Origin of the sequence: Moraxella lacunata (assembly GCF_900453205.1) — a bacterium.
In the GTDB taxonomy this organism is placed as follows: Bacteria; Pseudomonadota; Gammaproteobacteria; order Pseudomonadales; family Moraxellaceae; genus Moraxella; species Moraxella lacunata_B.
This window is the reverse complement of record NZ_UGQU01000001.1, coordinates 376,460-397,064: the sequence shown is the minus strand read 5'-3', so window position 1 is coordinate 397,064 and position 20,605 is coordinate 376,460. Positions and strand designations below refer to the sequence as shown.

Annotated in this window: 21 protein-coding genes and 1 pseudogene; 19 read left to right on the top strand and 3 right to left on the bottom strand. The window is 46.6% G+C overall.

Translation table 11 applies throughout. From position 1 onward, the window contains the following. Positions 1-75 precede the first annotated feature (75 nt). The 13 genes and pseudogenes from DX073_RS02000 to folD all read left to right on the top strand — a co-directional run bounded on the left by DX073_RS02000 (position 76) and on the right by folD (position 10,634). Positions 76-366: a type II toxin-antitoxin system RelB/DinJ family antitoxin gene (locus tag DX073_RS02000; protein WP_062499367.1), complete on the top strand. Its 291-nt coding sequence runs from the start codon at positions 76-78 to the stop codon at positions 364-366. 10 nt (positions 367-376) lie between these two features. Continuing rightward, the gene (locus tag DX073_RS01995; protein WP_258556851.1) at positions 377-634 is read left to right on the top strand and encodes a type II toxin-antitoxin system YafQ family toxin; all 258 of its coding nucleotides are present in this window, start codon (positions 377-379) and stop codon (positions 632-634) included. 212 nt (positions 635-846) lie between these two features. Continuing rightward, positions 847-1,851, top strand: coding sequence for a GTP 3',8-cyclase MoaA (moaA, locus tag DX073_RS01990; RefSeq protein ID WP_258556878.1), 1,005 nt, complete (start codon positions 847-849; stop codon positions 1,849-1,851). A gap of 47 nt (positions 1,852-1,898) precedes the next feature. Continuing rightward, a complete protein-coding gene (locus DX073_RS01985; protein WP_115005040.1) occupies positions 1,899-2,600 on the top strand; it encodes an MOSC domain-containing protein in 702 nt (233 codons plus the stop codon). Positions 2,601-2,634: 34 nt separating this feature from the next. Beyond that, entirely contained in the window at positions 2,635-3,201 is a 567-nt protein-coding gene (gene moaB, locus DX073_RS01980; protein ID WP_115005038.1) for a molybdenum cofactor biosynthesis protein B, read from the top strand. A 24-nt stretch (positions 3,202-3,225) separates the two neighbouring features. Continuing rightward, positions 3,226-3,921 (top strand): molybdenum cofactor guanylyltransferase, encoded by a 696-nt coding sequence (mobA, locus tag DX073_RS01975; protein WP_115005036.1) that lies wholly within the window; start codon positions 3,226-3,228, stop codon positions 3,919-3,921. Next, positions 3,918-4,391: a cyclic pyranopterin monophosphate synthase MoaC gene (gene moaC / locus DX073_RS01970; protein ID WP_115005034.1), complete on the top strand. Its 474-nt coding sequence runs from the start codon at positions 3,918-3,920 to the stop codon at positions 4,389-4,391. Before mobA ends, moaC begins: the two co-directional genes overlap by 4 nt. After that, entirely contained in the window at positions 4,381-4,650 is a 270-nt protein-coding gene (locus tag DX073_RS01965) for a MoaD/ThiS family protein (protein ID WP_115005032.1), read from the top strand. The genes moaC and DX073_RS01965 overlap by 11 nt, the downstream gene beginning before the upstream one ends. Before the next feature lies 1 nt (position 4,651). Further along, positions 4,652-5,140, top strand: coding sequence for a molybdenum cofactor biosynthesis protein MoaE (locus DX073_RS01960; RefSeq protein ID WP_115005030.1), 489 nt, complete (start codon positions 4,652-4,654; stop codon positions 5,138-5,140). Between the two features lie 115 nt (positions 5,141-5,255). Then, positions 5,256-6,275: a ribonuclease Z gene (locus tag DX073_RS01955; RefSeq protein WP_115005028.1), complete on the top strand. Its 1,020-nt coding sequence runs from the start codon at positions 5,256-5,258 to the stop codon at positions 6,273-6,275. A 45-nt stretch (positions 6,276-6,320) separates the two neighbouring features. Beyond that, positions 6,321-7,307 (top strand): annotated as a pseudogene (gene dusB, locus DX073_RS01950) (tRNA dihydrouridine synthase DusB); the annotation flags it as partial. A 94-nt stretch (positions 7,308-7,401) separates the two neighbouring features. Further along, on the top strand, positions 7,402-9,729 hold the full coding sequence (clpA, locus tag DX073_RS01945; protein ID WP_115005024.1) for an ATP-dependent Clp protease ATP-binding subunit ClpA: 2,328 nt from the start codon (positions 7,402-7,404) through the stop codon (positions 9,727-9,729). A 53-nt stretch (positions 9,730-9,782) separates the two neighbouring features. Then, a complete protein-coding gene (gene folD / locus DX073_RS01940) occupies positions 9,783-10,634 on the top strand; it encodes a bifunctional methylenetetrahydrofolate dehydrogenase/methenyltetrahydrofolate cyclohydrolase FolD (protein WP_115005022.1) in 852 nt (283 codons plus the stop codon). 559 nt (positions 10,635-11,193) lie between these two features. On the opposite strand, the gene DX073_RS01935 is transcribed toward folD, so the two are convergent. Then, positions 11,194-12,138 carry a LysR substrate-binding domain-containing protein gene (locus DX073_RS01935; protein ID WP_115005020.1) on the bottom strand — a complete coding sequence of 315 codons (945 nt, stop codon included), beginning with the start codon at positions 12,136-12,138 and terminating at the stop codon, positions 11,194-11,196. A gap of 136 nt (positions 12,139-12,274) precedes the next feature. Next, a complete protein-coding gene (locus DX073_RS01930) occupies positions 12,275-12,673 on the bottom strand; it encodes a type II toxin-antitoxin system HicB family antitoxin (RefSeq protein ID WP_115005018.1) in 399 nt (132 codons plus the stop codon). 297 nt (positions 12,674-12,970) lie between these two features. On the opposite strand from DX073_RS01930, the gene DX073_RS01925 reads away from it, so the two are divergent. From DX073_RS01925 to DX073_RS01910, 4 genes are read left to right on the top strand one after another with little or no spacing between them, the layout of a single operon-like run. Further along, a complete protein-coding gene (locus DX073_RS01925) occupies positions 12,971-14,491 on the top strand; it encodes an AmpG family muropeptide MFS transporter (RefSeq protein WP_181814348.1) in 1,521 nt (506 codons plus the stop codon). Position 14,492: 1 nt separating this feature from the next. Beyond that, on the top strand, positions 14,493-15,329 hold the full coding sequence (gene prmC / locus DX073_RS01920; RefSeq protein WP_115005016.1) for a peptide chain release factor N(5)-glutamine methyltransferase: 837 nt from the start codon (positions 14,493-14,495) through the stop codon (positions 15,327-15,329). Continuing rightward, positions 15,322-16,110, top strand: coding sequence for a HesA/MoeB/ThiF family protein (locus tag DX073_RS01915; RefSeq protein WP_115005014.1), 789 nt, complete (start codon positions 15,322-15,324; stop codon positions 16,108-16,110). Before prmC ends, DX073_RS01915 begins: the two co-directional genes overlap by 8 nt. Positions 16,111-16,135: 25 nt before the next feature. Then, positions 16,136-17,449 (top strand): ABC1 kinase family protein, encoded by a 1,314-nt coding sequence (locus DX073_RS01910; protein WP_115005012.1) that lies wholly within the window; start codon positions 16,136-16,138, stop codon positions 17,447-17,449. A gap of 93 nt (positions 17,450-17,542) precedes the next feature. Here the strand turns inward: DX073_RS01910 and DX073_RS01905 are convergent, their stop codons facing one another. Beyond that, entirely contained in the window at positions 17,543-19,150 is a 1,608-nt protein-coding gene (locus tag DX073_RS01905) for a carbon starvation CstA family protein (RefSeq protein WP_115005010.1), read from the bottom strand. Positions 19,151-19,468: 318 nt separating this feature from the next. On the opposite strand from DX073_RS01905, the gene DX073_RS01900 reads away from it, so the two are divergent. Both DX073_RS01900 and DX073_RS01895 read left to right on the top strand, forming a co-directional pair. Further along, a complete protein-coding gene (locus tag DX073_RS01900; protein ID WP_147279669.1) occupies positions 19,469-20,227 on the top strand; it encodes a coiled-coil domain-containing protein in 759 nt (252 codons plus the stop codon). A 21-nt stretch (positions 20,228-20,248) separates the two neighbouring features. After that, positions 20,249-20,563, top strand: coding sequence for an ATP-dependent Clp protease adaptor ClpS (locus DX073_RS01895; RefSeq protein WP_115005007.1), 315 nt, complete (start codon positions 20,249-20,251; stop codon positions 20,561-20,563). Positions 20,564-20,605 lie beyond the last annotated feature (42 nt).

The following is a 20,605-nucleotide window of genomic DNA, read 5'->3' as shown; positions in this document are numbered from 1 at the left end:
CCTTTTTTAATGGGTTGATTTTGTCATTAAGGTTATTTATAATTGTTTTACATTGTAATCACAATAGGCACAACAATGACAACCAATTTTAATCTAAGACTTGATGAAAAGTTAAAGGACGACTCATTTAGCGTTATCCAAAGTTTTGGCATGACCCCAAGCCAATTTATGCGACTTATCCTAAAACAAGTGGCGGATACAGGCAGTTTGCCATTATCTTTTGAAAAGCGGACACAGGCGGTTGTCCCTAATGACACCACCGCACAGGCTATCCGTGAGGGGCGTAGCGATTATAAGGCAGGTAAGCTCGATAGATTTTCTGCCGATGATGCTGTAACTGCCATGCAGGATATTGCTCGTGGCTAGGTCGGTATCCTTGACAAATCAGTTCAAACGAGACATCAAAAAACAAGCGGTACAGTTGGCAACACCCCAATGGATTGAAGTGATGAATTGCCTAATCAATGCCTTGCCCATGCCTGCCAAATACCACAATCACCCCCTAAAAGGCGAATGGGTAGGGTGTATGGATTGTCATATCAAGCCTGATTTGGTGCTTATTTATGAATTTGACGGTGATGATGAGCTGATTTTGCATCGTTTGGGCAGTCATAGTGAGTTAAGCATTGCTTAATTGAGTGTGTTATCAAAAATCTTTTAAATCCATTTTAAAAAATCCCATCATCTCATTCCTACCCCCAAAGTAGTATGCCGTTTACCTTTTGGGCGATTGGGGCGGATGCAAGGTTTTGCTAAACTTAGCCCATACCCACAACCGAGGCAACGCCTTACGAAGCCATGAAAACGTCCGTCCCCATCTACCACGCCAAAGCCCCCTTTGCCGACATGGGCGGGCAAGGCTCACACACCCAACTTGCCCCCACCCCACTTGTGGACGGATTTAACAGACAGCTGACCTACCTACGCCTATCCGTTACCGACTTTTGTAACTTTCGCTGTGATTATTGCCTGCCAAACGGTTATCAAGGCAAACGCCCCGATGATGAGCTGACACTTGCCGAGATTGACACGCTTTTTGACGGCTTTGTCAGCCTTGGCACAAAAAAAGTGCGTCTGACAGGCGGAGAGCCGTCCGTTCGCCGTGATTTGGCGGACATCATCGCTCTTGCCAAACAGCATGGCATTGCCAAAGTTGCCATCTCATCAAACGGCTACAAACTTGCCAAACACCTATCATCTTGGCAAAATGCAGGGCTTAATCAATTAAATCTTAGCATTGATAGTTTTGATAAAGACATATTCAAAAAAATCACAGGCTTTGATATATTGCCCACGTTATTAAATGACGTGGATAGATTATTAGAAACGACTGATATCAAATTAAAAATGAACGGTATTTTAATGCACGATACCGCTTATGATAATTTATTGTCCGCCCTTGATTTTGTCAAAGAGCGTCCTGTTACTTATCGCTTTATTGAATTTATGCAAACCAGTGATAATGCTGATTTGTTTTTTGCTCAAAATCAAACCGCTCATTTTATCAAAGACCACCTTATCACACACGGCTGGCAACCAAAAACCAAAGCCCAAGACGATGGGCCCGCCATTGAATATATCCACCCTGATTATGCAGGCAGTATTGGTATTATTGAGCCGTATGCCAAAAACTTTTGTGATAGTTGTAATCGGTTAAGAGTGAGTAGTCTTGGCAAAGTGCATTTGTGCTTATTTGATTCTCAAAATTATGACATTCGTCCTTATCTTGCCACACAAGACAAAAAAGGGCTGATGACGGCATTAAAAAACTTAATGCCAATCAAACCTGAACATCATTATTTGGACAGTCATAGCGGTATGATGAATAATTTATCGCTGGTGGGCGGTTAGTTATATTTTATGATATGATATGGCTTTTAATGTAAAGGTGTTCAATCATGACCGCAGAGACAATCACACAAGAAGATGAGTTGCCAAGACTCATCGGCACATTAACCGATGTACGAGCAGGCAAGGTAGAGCCGTTCGTGCGTGGCGTGAGTGCCATTAACAAAATATCTATTGAAGGTAGTATGTCGGTGAATCTATTGGGTCTGTCCGAGGATGAGCAGGCGGAGCATAAATTTCACGGCGGACACCTAAAAGCCCTGCACCAAATGCCCATCACGACCTATGACGCCATCAATCAAGAGTTTAATTTGAACGCATCCATCGGCTCATTGGGTGAGAACCTAACCGTGATGACAGCAGGCGAGCCGATGTGCGAGGATAATGTCTGCATTGGCGACATTTATCAGTTTGGCGAGGGCGATGACAGCGTACAGGTGCGTCTGGTACAGCCACGTCGCCCCTGCTATAAGATTAATGATAAGCTTGGCAACGCAGGCGTGTCCTATTTCGTGGCACGGGAGGGCATTGCAGGGTGGTATTATCAGGTGGTACGAACAGGGGTGCTTCATGCGGACATGCCTGTTTATCTCATTGACCGCCCTTATTCTTTTGCCAATTTGACAGCGTTATGGTCATTGATTAACCAAAAATCTGGCATTGAGACAGAAATGGCGGATAAATGGCTTGGTATTGACTGCCTAGAAATCAGCTGGAAAAAGAAAATTCACGACAAACGTAAAGCTCATTGATATTTCATTTATTTTACTTTAAAAGGGCAATCCTATGTGCAAGCTTTGCAATAACCCCAATCACATCGCTCCGCCAAAAGCGGACAAGCCATTTATTCCGCTCAACATCGCCGTACTGACTGTCTCTGACACCCGCACGCTGGACGAAGACACGTCAGGGCAATATCTGGCGGACAGTATCAAAAAGGCAGGGCATACGCTCATTGACCGCAAGCTCATAACAGACGACATCTACCAAATCCGTGCCGTGATGAGTGCGTGGATTGCCGACCCTAATGTTCATGCCGTCATCAGCACGGGCGGTACGGGCTTTTATCATCGGGACAATATGCCAGAGGCGGTGTCAGTGCTGTTTGACAAAGAAGTAGCAGGCTTTGGCGAGATGTTTCGTCTGCTCTCCAAAGATGACATCGGTATGTCCACCTTGCAATCTCGGGCGGTGGCAGGCATGGCGAACAGCACAGCGATTTTTTGTTTGCCGGGTTCGACAGGGGCGTGCCGTACAGGCTGGGAAGGCATTTTGTTAGAACAGCTTGACAACCGCACACGCCCATGCAACTTTGTGCCACATCTTATGCGTCAAAATCCCACGCACGGCTAAACCATAAAGACAAAAGGCAAAGCCATGAGCGTGATTGGTCTATTGATTTTGGCAGGGGGTAATTCTCGCCGTATGGGGTCGCCCAAGGCATTATTACCTTTGCCAAATTATCAGACATTGCTTGATTTTCATATCAATAATGCTAAGACATTAAATCTGCCGATATTACTTGGCGATAATGATAAGAACTTTTTGGATAAAGGTTTTTTAAAAAACACCAATTTGGTAAATTCATCTGTTGTTATCATTGATGACTATATCAAAAATGCAGGGGCGTTATCTTGTATATTATCCGCTTTTTATTATTGCCAAAATCATTTTATTAATCATCAAGATAAATCAACAGACAATAATTTATCCGATAACTTTTTAATGGTGATTAGCTGTGATAATTTGATTGATGTTGGTCAAATTTTTAATTTATTAAAAAAGGCTGATTTAAAAAATCATCATGGGGCGTATCTAAAAGACACATCAAGCGATAAAGATTATCCGCTATTGGGCTGTTATTCATTATCCCTTTATGATGAATTAAAACTATATTTGGATAGGGGCGAGCGGTCTGTGATGAAATTTTTAAAGGATAAAACCATTTGCCAAATATCCATGCCACTATCCACGCCAACAGATTGGCGAAATCTTGCCAATTTTAATACGCCTGATGAATTTAGATTGGCATTGTCGTATTTTAAAAACAACCCACAAAAAGAGCAATCATGAATCTTACCCATTTAGACAAAGACGGCAACATCACGATGGTGGACGTGGGCGACAAAATTGCCACCGCACGCACCGCGAGTGCACAGGGCAAAGTGGTGTTCACCCCTGACGTGTACCGCCACATCAAAGACACAGACGGCATGACCAAAAAGGGCAGTATCATTCAGACCGCCCACATCGCAGGGATTATGGCAGGCAAAAAAACGCACGAGCTGATACCCTTATGTCACGCCTTGCCCCTTGACACCATCAAGATGAGCTTTCGTTATGCCGATGATGAGTGTGCCATCGTGGTGGGGGCGACCGCCAAAGTTACCCACAAGACAGGCGTTGAAATGGAAGCCCTGACCGCCGTGTCGGTGGCGTGCCTTACCATCTATGACATGACCAAGGCAATCAGCCATGACATCATGATAACTGATATTCATCTTATCCAAAAAACAGGGGGAAAATCCGATTATGACAAATAACAACCAAACGCTTGATGCGATAAGCCTTACCGTGCTGTACTTTGCCAGCCTTGCCGAGCAGGCAGGTAAAGACAGTGAGAGCGTAGAGACGGACAGCGATGATTTGGCGATGATTTATGCCAAATTGTCCGCCAAATACGGCTTTGATTTGCCCCAAGACAAAGTGGCGGTTGCCATCAATCACGAGTTTGGTAGTTGGGGCGATAAGGTCTCATCAGGCGATACGATTGCCTTTATTCCACCTGTGGCAGGGGGCTGATATGAAAACGGTTCATGATAATGCGTTAATCACAAGCCTGCCCCAGGATGAAGCCTATGAGCTTGCCCGAGTGGACGGTTTTGCTTTGTCGGATTGCCTCATTGATGATGGATTATTAAAATCGTATCTACTAAATGACACCGCAGGGGCGCTCGTCACGTTTGAAGGGTGGGTGCGTAACCACAACAACAAGCGAGCGGTAAGCCGTCTGACTTATTATGGCTATGAACAGCTTGCCATCAATCATGGGGCGAAGCTCATCCGTGAAGCCAAAGCCAAATTTGACATCACGCACGCTGTCGCCATTCATCGTATTGGTGAGCTTGACATTGGCGATATGGCGGTGTGGATTGGGGTGTGTGCGTCTCATCGCACGCCTGCATTTGATGCCTGTGAGTGGCTACTAAACGCCATCAAAGCCGACATTCCTGTATGGAAGCAGGAATTTTATGATGACGACAGCAGTTTGTGGTTGTCTAATAATGGCTAGGGACGATGGATGGTGACACATTGGGACGGTAAAATCACCCTGATTTATTTTGATAAATCCCAACCCATTTTGATAAATATGGTACAATGTGCCACCATATTTATCAATTAACTCCATGTTCAAACTCACCTTTCTAGGCACATCAAGCGGTGTGCCAACTCGTGAACGCAACGTCTCCGCCCTTGCCCTAGAATGCGTTGCCAATGCCCACGCCAAACGCCATGATTGGCTACTCATCGACTGCGGAGAAGGCACTCAGCATCAGCTCATAAAAAGCCATCTGTCGCCCAATGACTTATCCGCCATACTCATCACGCACACGCACGGCGACCACTGCTATGGGTTGGGCGGACTTTTGGCGAGCCTTGGCATGAACAGACGTACCAAGCCTTTGACGCTCATCGCCCCAAAAGCGATTGCCAAACTGCTTGATACGCTGACCATCGTGAGCGAGCTACAGTTTAATTATCCCATTGATTTTATTGCCATTGAGGATAATTTGGAGCGTGAATTGCCCCTTGATTTGGGCGACAATCATCGCATTTTTATACGCCTGCACACGCTATCGCACCGCATTGCATCGTTTGGCTTTGAGATTGTCCAGACGCTTGACAAAGACAAACTTTTGACGGGCAAATTAAAAACCGATAACATCGCCAATAAATATTGGCATGAGATTTTGAAAGCGGATACGCCCCTAAGCCTTGATGATAATACCATCAATCCGCATGATTATAAAATCCACACCCAAAGCACCACCAAAATCGTCATCGCGGGCGACAACGACACGCCAAGCCTACTGACCCAAGCCGTCAAAGACTGCCACGCTCTCGTCCACGAGGCGACCTATACCGATGATGTCATGCAAAAAATAGTCAGCAAACCTGCCGAGCTAGGCGGATTTGACCCCAAGCATTCTAGTGCCAAAATGGTTGCTCGATTTGCCCACGCCTGCCACATTCCCATGCTGATATTGACCCATTTTAGTGCCAGATACGCCCCTTTTGATGATAAAACCGCCAAACAACCCAACATGGGGCATATTCGTAAGGAGGTGGAGAGTTATTATGACGGCAAACTGGTGCTGGCAAAGGATTTTTTGCAAGTGGTGGTGGGTTTGGATGCTATAAATTAACCTAATAAAATCAAAAATTTATGAATAAACACATACTCTTGACCCCCCCTAGCCATCGGCAATCAAACCATTACCAATCGCCTTATCGTTGCTCCAATGGCAGGAGTAACTGACAATCCCTTTCGCCGTCTTGCCAAGTCCTTTGGGGCAGGTCATGCCGTCAGTGAGATGATTATTGCCGATACCGCCCTATACGCTCGCCAAAAGTCGCTGTACCGTGCCAACTTCTCGGGTGAGATTGCCCCTATATCCGCCCAAGTGGCAGGAGCAGAGCCTGATAAACTTGCCCAAGCCGTGCGATTTCAGGTGGAAAATGGGGCGTGTATCGTGGATATTAACATGGGCTGTCCTGCCAAAAAGGTGTGTCGCAAATTGTCGGGGTCAGCTCTTTTGCAAGACTTGGATTTGGTAAAAAGACTCCTTGACAGTGCGGTAGAGTCGGTTGCCGATTTGGGCGTGCCAATCACCCTAAAAACACGGCTCGGCTTTGCCAATGGGCAAGAAAATATCCTAACGGTTGCCAAAATTGCCGAAAACGCAGGCATATCCGCCCTTGCCATACACGGACGCACCCGAGAGGATTTTTATACAGGCAATGCTCGTTATGAGCTTATCAGGCAAGTCAAGGCAGACGCCAAAATCCCCATTATCGTCAATGGCGACATTGACAGCCCCCAAAAAGCCAAATGGGTACAAGAGTACACGGGGGCGGATGCGGTCATGATAGGGCGAGCAGGGCAGGGGCGACCATGGATTTTTCGGGACATTGCCCATTATCTAGCCACAGGCGAGCTTTTGCCATCGCCTAGCGTGAGTGAACTGCGTGAGATTGTACTGGCTCACTTGGACGAGCTGTATCAATTTTATGGCGAATACTCAGGCTGTCGCATTGCCCGAAAACACATCGCTTGGTACACAGGCGGACTTGCCAATTCCAATGCCTTTCGTGAGGCGATGTACCGTGAGGAGACGACAAGTGGGCAATATAAAGTGGTAGACGAGTTTTTAAAAGTCACACAGGCGAATAAATAATCCCATAATCCATCATTTTTTTTGCAAAACAATCATGGTTTTTTGTGGCATTATCCCCATATTGTTATAAAAGCATTCACCAAGTAGGACTTTTATGTTTAATAAAACCTTTGAAAACACTCGCCAAGCGGTAGAAGATTTCGCCCGCAAAGAACAGCACGAATACATCACGGTTGAGCATTTGCTGCTGGGGCTTATCAGTGACCCCGAAGCACGAGAGATTTTGACGGCGTGCGGGGTGGATTTGGACTTTTTGGCAAATGAGTTAAAGCGGTATTTGCAAGTTTATATCCCACGTATTACAGGCACGCACGCCACGCCCATGATGACCAAAGCCTATCAGCGAGTGTTACAACGGGCGATTTGGCATGTGCAGACCAGTGGACAGGGGCGAGCGGTGTCAGGCATTGATGTATTGGTGGCGATATTTAAAGAGCGGGACTCACAGGCGGTGGCACTACTCAAATCGCAGGGCATATCGGGCTTGTCAGTCATGCGGTATCTGTCGCACGGCATGAATGAGCCTAATGATGAGCAGGGCGATAGCGAAGAAGATGACAGCCCCAAAGCCCAAAAGTCCGCCCCCAAAAAAGACCCATTAAAAGAGTTCGCCCAAAATCTTAACGAGCGAGCCAAGCACGGTTTGACCGACCCGCTCATCGGACGCATGGCAGAGATAGAACGCACTGCCCAAATCCTATGCCGTCGCCGTAAAAATAATCCCCTACTGGTGGGCGACCCTGGGGTGGGTAAGACCGCCATTGCCGAAGGGTTGGCATGGCTCATCACCAGTGGTAAAGCCCCCAAAGCCCTAGCCGATACCATCATTTATAGCCTTGACATCGGTTCATTGGTGGCAGGGACGAAGTTTCGTGGCGACTTTGAAAACCGTATCAAAGACTTATTAAAAGCCATTAAAAAACAGCCCAATGCCGTGCTATTTATCGATGAGATTCACACCATCATCGGGGCAGGTTCATCGATGAACAGCACCATGGACGTATCTAACCTTATCAAGCCTGCCTTAGCCAATGGCGAGTTACGCTGTATCGGCTCAACGACCTTTGCCGAATACCGCCAAGTCTTTGAAAAAGACCATGCCCTATCCAGACGTTTTCAAAAAATCGACATCAAAGAACCAAGCATAGAAGACAGTATTGATATCTTGCAAGGCTTAAAAGCCCAATACGAAGCCTTTCATCGGGTCAGCTATACCGATGACGCCATCAAATCGGCGGTGGAGCTGTCTGTCAAGCACATCCATGACCGCTTTTTGCCCGACAAAGCCATCGATGTCATCGATGAAGCAGGGGCGAGAATGCGACTGCAACATGGCGAGAAGTTGGACAATGTTAATCATGACACACAAACAGCCATCATCGGCACGGTGGACGTGGCACAAGTCGAAGAAATCGTCGCTAAAATCGCCCGCATACCGCCCAAATCGGTGAGTCGTGATGATGTGGAAGTGTTGAAAAACTTAGAGCGAGATTTAAAACACGTCGTCTTTGGGCAAGATGAAGCGATTGGTAAATTAGCCGACAGTATCAAGCTGGCTCGGGCAGGGCTCAAATCTGCCGAAAAACCCATCGGGGCGTTCATGTTCGCAGGCCCGACAGGAGTCGGCAAAACCGAAATCGCCCGTCAGCTTGCCTTTGCCTTGGGCGTGGAGCTTATCCGTTTTGACATGAGTGAATACATGGAAGCCCATACCGCATCACGGCTCATCGGGGCTCCCCCTGGCTATGTCGGCTATGACCAAGGCGGACTTTTGACCGAAAAAGTCCATCAGCACCCCCACTGTGTGCTACTGCTCGATGAAATCGAAAAAGCCCATCATGACGTCTTTAACCTACTGCTACAAGTCATGGATCACGGCACGCTGACCGACAATAACGGCAGAAGCGTGTCCTTTAAACAAGTCATTCTCATCATGACGACCAATGTCGGGGCAGAGAGTATTAGCCGTACATCGATGGGTTTTACCGAGCAAGACCACAGCAGTGACAACTCTGAGGCAATGAAACGCACCTTCACCCCAGAGTTTCGCAACCGTCTGGACGCGGTGGTGCAGTTCGCTCCGTTATCTAGTGAGACCATCGGTTCGGTGGTGGATAAATTCATCATCGAGCTACAAAGCACCCTAGATGACAAAAACGTGGTGCTAGAAGTCAGCGATGACGTGCGTACATATCTGGGCGAGAAGGGTTATGATAAACTCATGGGAGCAAGACCGATGGCACGACTGGTGACTGATGAGCTTAAAAAACCCCTTGCCGAGATGATACTCTTTGGCGAGCTGGCACAGGGTGGGGTGGTGCAAGTGTCGCTTGATGATGAAAAATTGGCAAATGATGATAAAAAGTCATCAAAATTACGCTTTGATGTGGTAAAATCAGCACAAGCAGTAGATATGGTGTAGGATTATCCTAAGTCATATCATTAGATGATTACGTTAATATAAAAGGTGGATTTATGGCACAGATTTTAGATGGTAAAGCCCTTGCTGGTCAAATTGAAAAAGAACTTAGTGAGCGAGTGCAAACTCTCAAAGACAAAACAGGACGTACGCCCATTTTGGCGACTATCCTAGTCGGCGATGACCCAGCGTCAGCGACTTATGTGCGTATGAAAGGCAATGCCTGTAAGCGTGTGGGCATGGAGTCTATCCGTGTGGAAATGCCCAGCGAGACGACCACCGATGAGCTACTCGCCAAAATCCGTGAATTAAACGCCAACCCCGATGTGCATGGTATTTTACTGCAACACCCTGTACCAGCTCAGATTGATGAGCGTGCCTGCTTTGATGAGATTGCCTTGTCTAAGGACGTGGATGGTGTGACTTGTCTGGGTTTTGGGCGTATGGCGATGGGTGAGCGTGCTTATGGCTCTGCCACACCACAAGGTATTATGCACCTGCTAAATCACTATAACGTACCACTGGCGGGTAAGCACGCTGTGGTGGTGGGGCGTAGTGCGATTTTGGGCAAACCGATGGCGATGATGCTTCTAAATGCCAACTGCACCGTAACCATTTGCCACTCTAAGACCGCCAATCTTGCCGACCATGTCCGCCAAGCGGATATTGTGGTGGGGGCGGTGGGCGTGCCAGAGCTTATCAAAAAAGACTGGATAAAACAAGGGGCGGTGGTCGTGGACGCAGGCTTTCACCCGACTAAGACAGGCGGTGTGGGCGATATTGAGCTTGATGGTATTGAAGAGATTGCCAGTTTCTACACACCCGTACCAGGGGGTGTGGGGCCGATGACCATTAACACCCTAATCCGCCAAAGTGTGGAGGCAGGCGAGTTAGAAGCAGGTTTGTAAATACTGCCCCATTCTCAATTTCGCTTCGGGCAAAAGATAAGATGAATGTGATAACACACCCAGTCAAAATGCACACAAACCTTCCTTGATTGGTAGTGTTCCCTTGTCTGTGTGTCGTCATGATGGTGCAGGATGACTCAAGAACTTTAAATTTGTGGTAAGTTTGGTTTTTGTGCAAATCAACATGTGTATTAATTTGGCTTTAAAACTTATCTACTGATGGGTATACAAGGTCAAGTGATTGACTTTGGTTTAACACCTGCTAATATTGATGATGGATAAGGGGATTATGACATCTGTCCAACCGACTTACCAGAAATCTATTTGCTTATGGTTTTTACACAGAGATTGGGGATACCTGTCTTTTGTGACACAATTTACATTGTGGGGCATGCCTGTCCTTTTGTATTTTCAATGAAAATCACGAAAAGTCGCACGTTTTTAAGGAGAAACGTAGGCTGATGGTCATTCTATCAAGCAAGTTTTTTGTTTGAAAAACGTACGATTTCCCTGTTTTTTAAACAGGCTTTGTATGGTGGATATCAAAGGCGGGTACGCCCTAGCGTCTGTCAAATTGAGCTTGACACAGTTTGATAAACTCACCGCCGAATTTGCGAATGTCGCTGTCATCACGCACCGCAATCCAACTGGTAAACCGCCCAAAGTGGCTCACAGGGATGGCAACAAGGTCAGGATAGTTGGTAGGTTCATACGCCATCTCAGCGATGATGCCTATGCCTAGACCTGCCGATACATAGGTGCTAATCACGTCCGAGTCTAGGGCGGCAAGTACGATTTTGGGTTGTAATCCTGCCTGCTCAAACGTCCTATCAATGGCACTTCGCCCTGTAAAACCACCATGATAAGTAATGATGGGAAAACTTGCCAGCTCGGGCAAATCCACGCCATCCATCACGCCTGCTACTCCTGCCAGCTCATGGTCTTTGGGGACGATGACCACGTGCGACCAGTCATAATAGCGATGACAGCGTAACACGGCGTTATTGAGCAGGCTCTCGGTGGCAATGCCGATGTCGGCTTGACCACGAATGACCATTTGGGCGATGGTCTCGGGGTCGGCTTGTTGTAGTACCAGATTGACCTTGGGGAATTTTTGCAAAAATTCCTTGACAATGGTGGGTAAGACATAGCGGGCTTGGGTGTAGGTGGTGGCAACGGTCAGCGTGCCTTCTTGGGCGTTATTAAAATCAAGGCTTAGATTTTCGATGGTGCGTATCTCGGCAAAAATCGCTTCGATGTGGGGCAGTAGCGATTTGCCGATGGGGGTAAGCCCTGTTAGGCGTTTGCCTTGACGGGTAAACACGTCCGCTTTGAGTTGATTTTCTAGGGCGGCGATTTGTTTGGATAGGCTGGACTGACTGGTGTGGAGCAGTTCGGCGGCTTGGGATAGGTTATAGCCATTGACGACGGTATGCCAGACGGTTTCTAGCTGTTTGAGCTGAATTTGTAAATGCTTTTGGTTGATGACCACATCTATCGCCATGATACGCCCCTTAATCTGAGTTATAAAGTGCTGTCATTATAAAAGCCACCACCAAAAAAGAAAATACCCAAAAAGAAAAAACAAATGCCGATTAGGAATATCGGCATTTGTGCGGTGTTAAGACGATGATTGCTTGTTAAGCATTGGTAAGTTCATGCTCTATGGCTTTTAAAATAAAGGCTTCAATGTCGTGTTCGTCATAGCCGATTTGTGTTTGGATTTGGGTGAGTAAGGCACGGGGCAGGTGCAGGTTAAAGGATTTTTGCTTGCTGTTAAAGAGCATGGAGTTTAAGCTAATCATTGCCCATGTTTGCCCTGCAAATTTGGGGTTGGTTAGATGATTGGTAATGTTCTCAGGTTGGGGCAGGTCACTACCATCATCTGCCAGTTTTTGTAAATGCCCGATCAAGGTAGAACGTACTTTATCAATCGTATCGGCGATGCTGTCGCCAATTACGTGCATGTCTGGCAAATCAGGTACTTGGGCATGAAAAGTATCATCTTCTTGTTTAATGGCAACGCTAAAAATTTTCATGATGGATGGATGTGCTAAAAGGGATTTTTATTTTGTCATAATTATAATAAATTGGCAATATGTTAAGACTGGCGGTAACTTTAAAAGGTTAGATGGTTGATTTGTTTACCAAACGTATCTTATGTGGATATTGCAATTTAGGTGGCATAGTTTTTATCGGTGGGTGTATTTGACTTGATGTGTGGGGTGGACATGTGAGCATGGACATGTCTGATTTTAAAAATATCACAATAACTTTTTGTAAAATAACCAAAAATAGTCTAAAATGGCAAATGATTTTTGCACTCATATAATACAATGATACAACAATTTGATTTTTCGGCATTTAAGACGGCTTATTTTAATCGTCAAGCTTTATCCATGCTATTTTTGGGTTTTGCCGCAGGCGTGCCGATTTTGCTGATTTTTTCTAGTTTGGGCTTGTGGCTAAGAGAGGCAGGCATTGACCGCAGTACGGTGACGATGTTTAGCTGGGCGGCGTTGGGTTATTCGTTTAAGTTTATTTGGTCGCCATTGGTGGACGCTTTGCCCTTGCCTGTGCTTGGTAAAATGCTCGGTCATCGCCGTTCATGGCTACTACTATGTCAGGTGTTGATCATTACTGCCATTATTATGATGGCGATGACTGACCCCGCTCAGGTTGCCCCGTCCGTGATGGCGGTGGGGGCGGTGTTGCTTGGCTTTTCGGCAGCGACCCAAGACATTGTGATAGATGCCTATCGTATCGAGTCCGCCCCTAGCGAGATGCAAACGGCACTCTCGGCAAGTTATGTGGCAGGTTATCGCATTGGTATGATTATCTCGGGGGCGGGGGCGTTGTATTTGGCGGAGCTGTTTGGCTCCAAAGAAGGCATGTATCAGTATGTAGCATGGCAAAAAACCTATCTCATCATGGCGTGCGTCATGCTCATCGGTGTGGCGACCACGCTACTGATTCGTGAGCCTATCCGTCAGGTCAAACCTGTGATTACCCAGACCGCAGACTACGCAAGACTGTGTGTGGTATTCGCACTCTCGGTGGTGGCTTTTATCATGACGTATCGGACGATGGGTGGGGTATTGCCAGAGTCAGAGAGTGTGGGTATTGCCTTTTTGCTGGGCTGTGTGCAGTTCATCAGTAGTGCAATCGCCATGGGGGTAGTCGGCTATGGCTTGGTGCAGGCAGGCGTGGTCAGACGAGAAGTGGCGCAGGCGACATGGGTTGCCCCTATTACCGATTTTTTTGCCCGTTATGGCAAAAAGGCGATGCTGCTACTGGCACTCATTGGCTTGTATCGTATCTCGGACATCGTGGCAGGGAACATCTCCAACCTATTTTATCAAGATTTGGGCTTTACCAAAATCCAAATTGCCAATGCGGTCAAAGTGGTGGGCGTGATTGCCAGTATTGGCGGTGGCTTTGTTGGGGGCTGGGTGGCTCAGCAGATGGGGGTCATGCGAGCGATGATGGTGGGGGCGATACTGGCGTGTGCCACGAACCTGTTATTTATCATCCTTGCCAATATACCAACCATTCTGGTCATGTATTTTGCGGTGATTACCGATAACCTAGCGGCAGGCTTGGCAAGTGCGGTATTCATCGCCTTTTTGTCGGCACTGACATCCATTCGCTTCACGGCGGTGCAGTATGCCCTGTTTTCATCACTCATGACCCTATCGCCAAAAATCTTGGGTGGTTATTCGGGGGCGATTGTGGATGCGACCGATTATCCCACGTTTTTTGCCATTACATTTGTGATTGGACTGCCGATTTTATATTTGATTCATTTGGTAAATAAACACATCTCGCTGGACGAGTCCGTACTTGATAAAGAATGACATGCACACCATCAATGCCCTAAAAGCCCAATTTCGCAAGCTATCGCACGCACACCTGCCTTATCATTGGTTTGAGTCGTTGCTGTTATTTGTGCTAAATAAAGACAAAGCCTTTTTAATCACCCACGATGATTATCTGCTGACCGCTGATGAATATGATAGACTGGAAGGTGGCATGACAAAACTATGCTCGGGCGTGCCACTTGCATATGTCATCGGCAGGCAGGGCTTTTTTGGGCATGAGTTTGCGGTCAATGAACACACGCTTATCCCACGTCCTGATACAGAGATGTTGGTGGAGGCGGTGCTTGATGTGGTGGCGGATAAGGGTTTGGGACAGGCTCGGATATTAGATTTGGGGACAGGCTCGGGGTGTATTGCCCTAAGCATCGCAAAGGCGTTGCCATCTAGTACAGTGCTGGCGGTGGATTATTCTTATCATGCCTTAGACGTTGCTCGGCGAAATGCACGAGATTTGCAAGTGGCAAATTGCCAATTTATCCAATCCAATTGGTATGAAAATATTCCCATGCAGAGCTTTGATGTCATTGTCTCTAATCCGCCCTATATCGCACGCACCGATGAGCATTTGGCACAGTTGGGGGCGGAGCCTATCACGGCATTGGTGGCAGACAATCACGGCTTATCCGATATTGAAAAAATCATTAAGGGCAGTGCAGTGTATCTCATGCCTAGTGGCGTATTAGCCTTAGAACATGGTTACGACCAAGGGGCAGGCGTGCGGACGCTTTTTGCCAAGGCAGGCTTTAAAGACGTTTGCACCGTCAAAGATTATGGCTATAATGACAGAATTACGATGGGGGTTTGTGATGAGTGATAATGATAAAAAAATGACTACCAGTGAGCTTAGCGATAATGAACTCATGCGGTATGCTCGGCAGATTCTGCTAAATGACTGGGATGTGGATGCACAGCTACGGTTAAAAAGTAGCCGTGTGCTGATTGTGGGTGTGGGTGGTCTGGGCTGTCCTGTCTTGCAGATTCTGGCACGGGCAGGCGTGGGGAGCATGCATTTGATTGACTTTGATGTGGTAAGCCGTAGTAATTTGCAACGCCAAATACTGTTTAGAGAGTCGGACATCGGTCAGCCGAAGGTGGTAGTGGCAAGCCGTGCATTGGCGATGCATAATGAGTTTATTAACATCAGTCATCAGGACGTGGAGCTAAATGCAGATAATGTCACAGCGATAATTGGGGGTAGTGGTGCTGATTTGGTGATTGATTGCACGGATAATTTTACCAGTCGTTATTTGATTAACCAAACCTGCCGAACGCTCGGTTTGCCCCTGTTGTCCAACTCTGCCATTGGTGAAGTGGGGCAGATTGCGTTATTTGATAAGCAGACGGGCTGTTATGAGTGTTTGTTTGGGCAGGACAAAGATGATAACAGCAGTATTACCCAAAACTGTGCCACATCAGGGGTGTTGTCTAGCACCGTGAGTATCATCGGCTCGATGTCAGCACAGATTGCCCTAGATTATCTCGGACGGGGGCATAACCCCATCGCTCACGAGCTGTTATTATGGCAGGGCAGAACCATGACTTTACAAAAAATGCGATTTGCCACCAATAAACACTGCCCGCTGTGCAACGCTTAGCCGTACCATTTTAGATGATAAAACCATGAAAACATCGCCATTACAATTTGCCAAAAAATCCCTAAATACAGGGGCAAACGTCCTAGGTCGCCTACATAAAAGTGCCAGCGTGGCAGGGCTATCTGCCTTGCGTGTTGCCAAGGGCGAGCAGATGGATGCTTATCTATTAAAAGATGCCTTTATGCAGATGGGCGTGACTTATATCAAACTTGGGCAGTTCATCGCCAGCACGCCATCGCTATTTCCCTGTGAGTATGTGCTTGCCTTTGCTGACTGCTTGGATGCCACACCGCCCGTGCCATTTGCCAAAATGCAAGCCGTGCTGACTGAGGAGCTGACCGATGATGGGCGTGGGCTTGATGATATTTTTGCGTTCATCGACCCTGTACCACTGGCGTCAGCGAGTATCGCACAGGTGCATAAGGCGGTGTTAAAAGATGGGCGAAAAGTCGCCCTAAAAATCCAAAAGCCCGATGTTGGGGCGATTATGCAGACTGACCTAGGTGTACTACATGGGGCGTTTTGGGCGATGGAGCGACTCTTGCCGATGATGAAAACTGCCAATCTTGCCCCCATTATTGATGAGATTCGCACTCGCATGACTGCTGAGACGGATTTTTTGGCGGAGGCTCGCCACATTGATAAATTTCGTGAGTTTTTGGCAAAGACAGGCACGCACCACGTTACCGCCCCTGTGGTTCATCATGACCTATCGACCAAGCGTGTGTTGGTCATGGATTTGTTGGTTGGTAAGTCGCTCGTTGATGAGAGCTTGCTTAGCGACATCGCCCAAAGCAATCACACCACACCCCAAAAAGTGATGGCGGATGTGTTAGATACGTGGTTTTTGTCGCTGATGATGACGGGCGAGTTCCATGCGGATTTGCACGCGGGCAATCTCATGTATCTGACCGATGGGCGGATTGCCTTTTTGGATTTTGGGTTGATGGGGCAGATTAAGCCGAGCAGTTTGCAGGCGTGTTTTTCATTGGTGCAGTCTCTGCAGCTTAACGACTATCACGGCATGGCACAGGCGATGGTCGATATTGGCATGACCCACAGCCATGATAAAATCAAAGTGGGGCAACTGGCAGACGATCTAAAAGCGATGATGGACAAGGTGCATGGTTCACCCCAAGAGACGGACAACCTTAACCTACTCATGCTAGAGCTTGTGGAGATTGGCAAGCGTTATGGCGTGCATTTTCCTAGGGATTTTGCGTTATTAACCAAGCAGCTACTGTACTTTGATAGATTCATGGTGACGCTTGCCCCTGAGATGGAGCTTTTTGAAGGCGAGCGGTTAAAGGTGGTGATGGAAGAAAGGGTATCAAATTAAAGCGTTCCCATCTTTTGTAACACAAATTGAATTTTAAATTTGTTAAAAAACCACGCTCTAGGACGTGGTTTTTTGCATGTTATAATTGCATTTTCACACTTTTATTGCCGTGGAAGTGATTTTTTCTTCAACCACCACCGCATCGGGGTCGCCTGCCACGCTTTCACGTTTGACAAACATAAAGAATGCCCCTGTGGTTAGCGCTGTCAGCCCAATGCCAATCCACACCGACAGCGTATAATCAAGCCCAAAGCCGATTTTATTGTACGCCAAAAACGTATAACATGCTGCACTCATAAAGATGGCAGGCAATGTGCAAACCCAGTGGAGCTTACGATAACGATACAGATAGCCTGCCGCTGTCCACAGCATGACCACCGCCACAGTTTGGTTTGCCCAGCTAAAATACCGCCATAGGATTTGAAAGTCCACTTTTGAGACGATAAAGCCAATGACAAATAGCGGAATGGCAATCCACAAACGTTTGACGAGCGTGCGTTGCTCCATGGTTAGAAACTCAGCAATGATAAGCCGTGCCGCCCGAAACGCTGTATCGCCCGAGGTGATGGGCAGGATGACCACGCCAAGCACCGCAAAGATACCGCCAATGGTGCCAAGATAGGCAATCGAGCTGTCATAGACCACCTTGGAGGGTGAACCGTCAGCAATAGCACCTTGTAGGCTTGCCAAATCAGGATAGAACGACATGCCGACCGCACACCAAATCAGTGCAATAATCCCTTCGGTAATCATCGCTCCATAAAAGATAAAGCGACCTTCAGATTCATTCTCAGCACAGCGAGCCATGAGCGGGGTTTGCGTGGCATGAAAGCCCGACAACGCACCACAGGTAATGGTCAAAAACAAGAGAGGCCAAATGGGCAAGTCACCTTTGGGTTGTAAGTTTATAAAGAAGCTCTCAACCGTCAAACCACCCATACTATTAAAGAAATAATCGCCTTGTCCGCCAAATTCATTTTTAAGCAGACCATAAGTCATGCCAAGCGACATGAATAGTAATAATCCGCCAAAAAATGGATAAACCCGACCGATGATTTTGTCAATGGGCAGTAATGTAGCGATGATGTAATAAATAAAAATCAGGGCTGTCCACAACACCACGATGGTGTCTTTTCCCATGCCAAACACGGTATTTTTGACGCTCTCGGCGGCAACAGTAACGCTCTCGGCATTATTGACATTAATCACCCCTGTGGCGTTACTGCCAAAAGTATCCATGGTGATGGAGCTAAGTAGGGCGGCAGGACTTGCGACAAAGACCACGCCAACAAGCACAAGCAGGACAACAGCAAGCAAGTTAATAAAATGCTTAACAGGTTGCCCCAGATATTTGCCCGTCAGATACGGCATGCTTGCCCCGCCATTTCGCACCGAGAGCATGCCACACATATAGTCGTGCACCGCCCCTGCAAAGATACAGCCAAACACAATCCAAAGCATCGCCACAGGACCGTACAACGCCCCCAAGATTGGACCAAAAATTGGACCTGTGCCTGCAATGTTTAAAAGTTGAATGAGCCAAATGCGTTTTTTGGACATTGGCACATAGTCCACGCCGTCTGTCATGGTGTAGGCAGGCGTGTTTTTGTTGGGGTTGATGACAAAGATTTTTTCAATCACTTTGCCATACACAAAATAGCCTGCCACCAATACAGCGACACAAAAGAAAAACCACAACATAAACAATCTCCTAGATTGCTTTATCAGAATAGTTTATTGCATAATAAATAAAGTTAATAAATAATGGTCTTTTAAAAAACTAACCAAAATTTACCATCGCTTACAATACCGCAAACCGATAAAAACGTCAATGCACATTTGTGGGTAGCTGATAACAATTTATGATTAATTTTATAAATAAATGATTTTTGTATTTTAAAGGGTAAATTGGTAAAAATTAGGGCGTAACGTTTGTTAATTTTTTGGTATAATAATGCACTTTTACGTGTAAATATACATGTCTACTTTATTGTTCACTTTGTGTGGTTTGATTTTGTCATGAATTCTTTAAATCGTAAGTTTCGCCAGCAAGGCATTTCTCATCAGCGTGGTTCGGCACAGCAGATTTTGGTGCTGTTTGTCATTGCTTTGGCGTTGGTGGCGATGGTCATGGCAGTTTTTGGCTATAAAATTGGACACAAGCAAGGACTGAGAAAAGGGGTAAGCTTGCAAACCGTTCAAGCCCAAGACGGTAGTGAAGACCCATTACAAGGCATGACGGTCAATGAAGCCAAGTTAAAACAACAGCTTGACTCAGCGGTCAAAGAGCGTGACATTAGCTTGTCAAACCTAGAAACATTGCGTGAACAAAATGAAGAGCTAACCACAAAAAACCTGCAACTGACTCAGGTCAATGAGCTGTTTAAGAAAAAACTTGCCAAAGATGGCGGTATTCCCCTTGAAATATTGGGCAGTGAGATTCTGGCGTTGCCTGATAACACCTATGAGTATCGTTTTGATGTGGCGATGATAGCGCCATCAGGTTCGACCATGAACATGGCACCCAAGATGACCCTGCTAAACGCCACCAGCATGGTGCAAATCCCCTTAAAGCCTGCCATTTATGAGATTAAAGACGTGGAGCGGATTCGTGGGCGGTTTGTCATGCCCAAAGATTTTGTGCCTAAGCAAATCAAACTAGAAATCAATGCAGGTGGTGAGCGTGTCGAACAGCTCTATAATTGGCAAGTGGGCGAAGTCGTTGCCCAAAAAGAAGACAAGGGTGTGAGTGAGCGTCCTGTCGGTGCAGGCGAATAACAGTAAAAGCAAAGGTGTGATATGAGCCAACATGAATCTGATGTCGACAGCCAAAACGATGTGATAACTAAGCCAGAACAGGCAGAAGTACCATTGTTTCATGTGGTCATGCATAATGATAACTTTACCACGATGGACTTTGTGGTGTTTGTGCTTGTTGAAGTGTTCGCTCACGGCATGGATAAAGCCGTATCTTTGATGATGGACATTCATCAAACAGGGCAGGCGATTGTGGCGACCCTACCCAAAGAGATTGGCGAGATGAAAATCGCCATCGTGCAAGAGTATGCCGAAGAAGCTGAGTTTCCGCTGCTGGTTACTTTAAAGAGAGCATAACAGAATAAAATATATTCTTGTGTAAAATCAATATCTTATCTT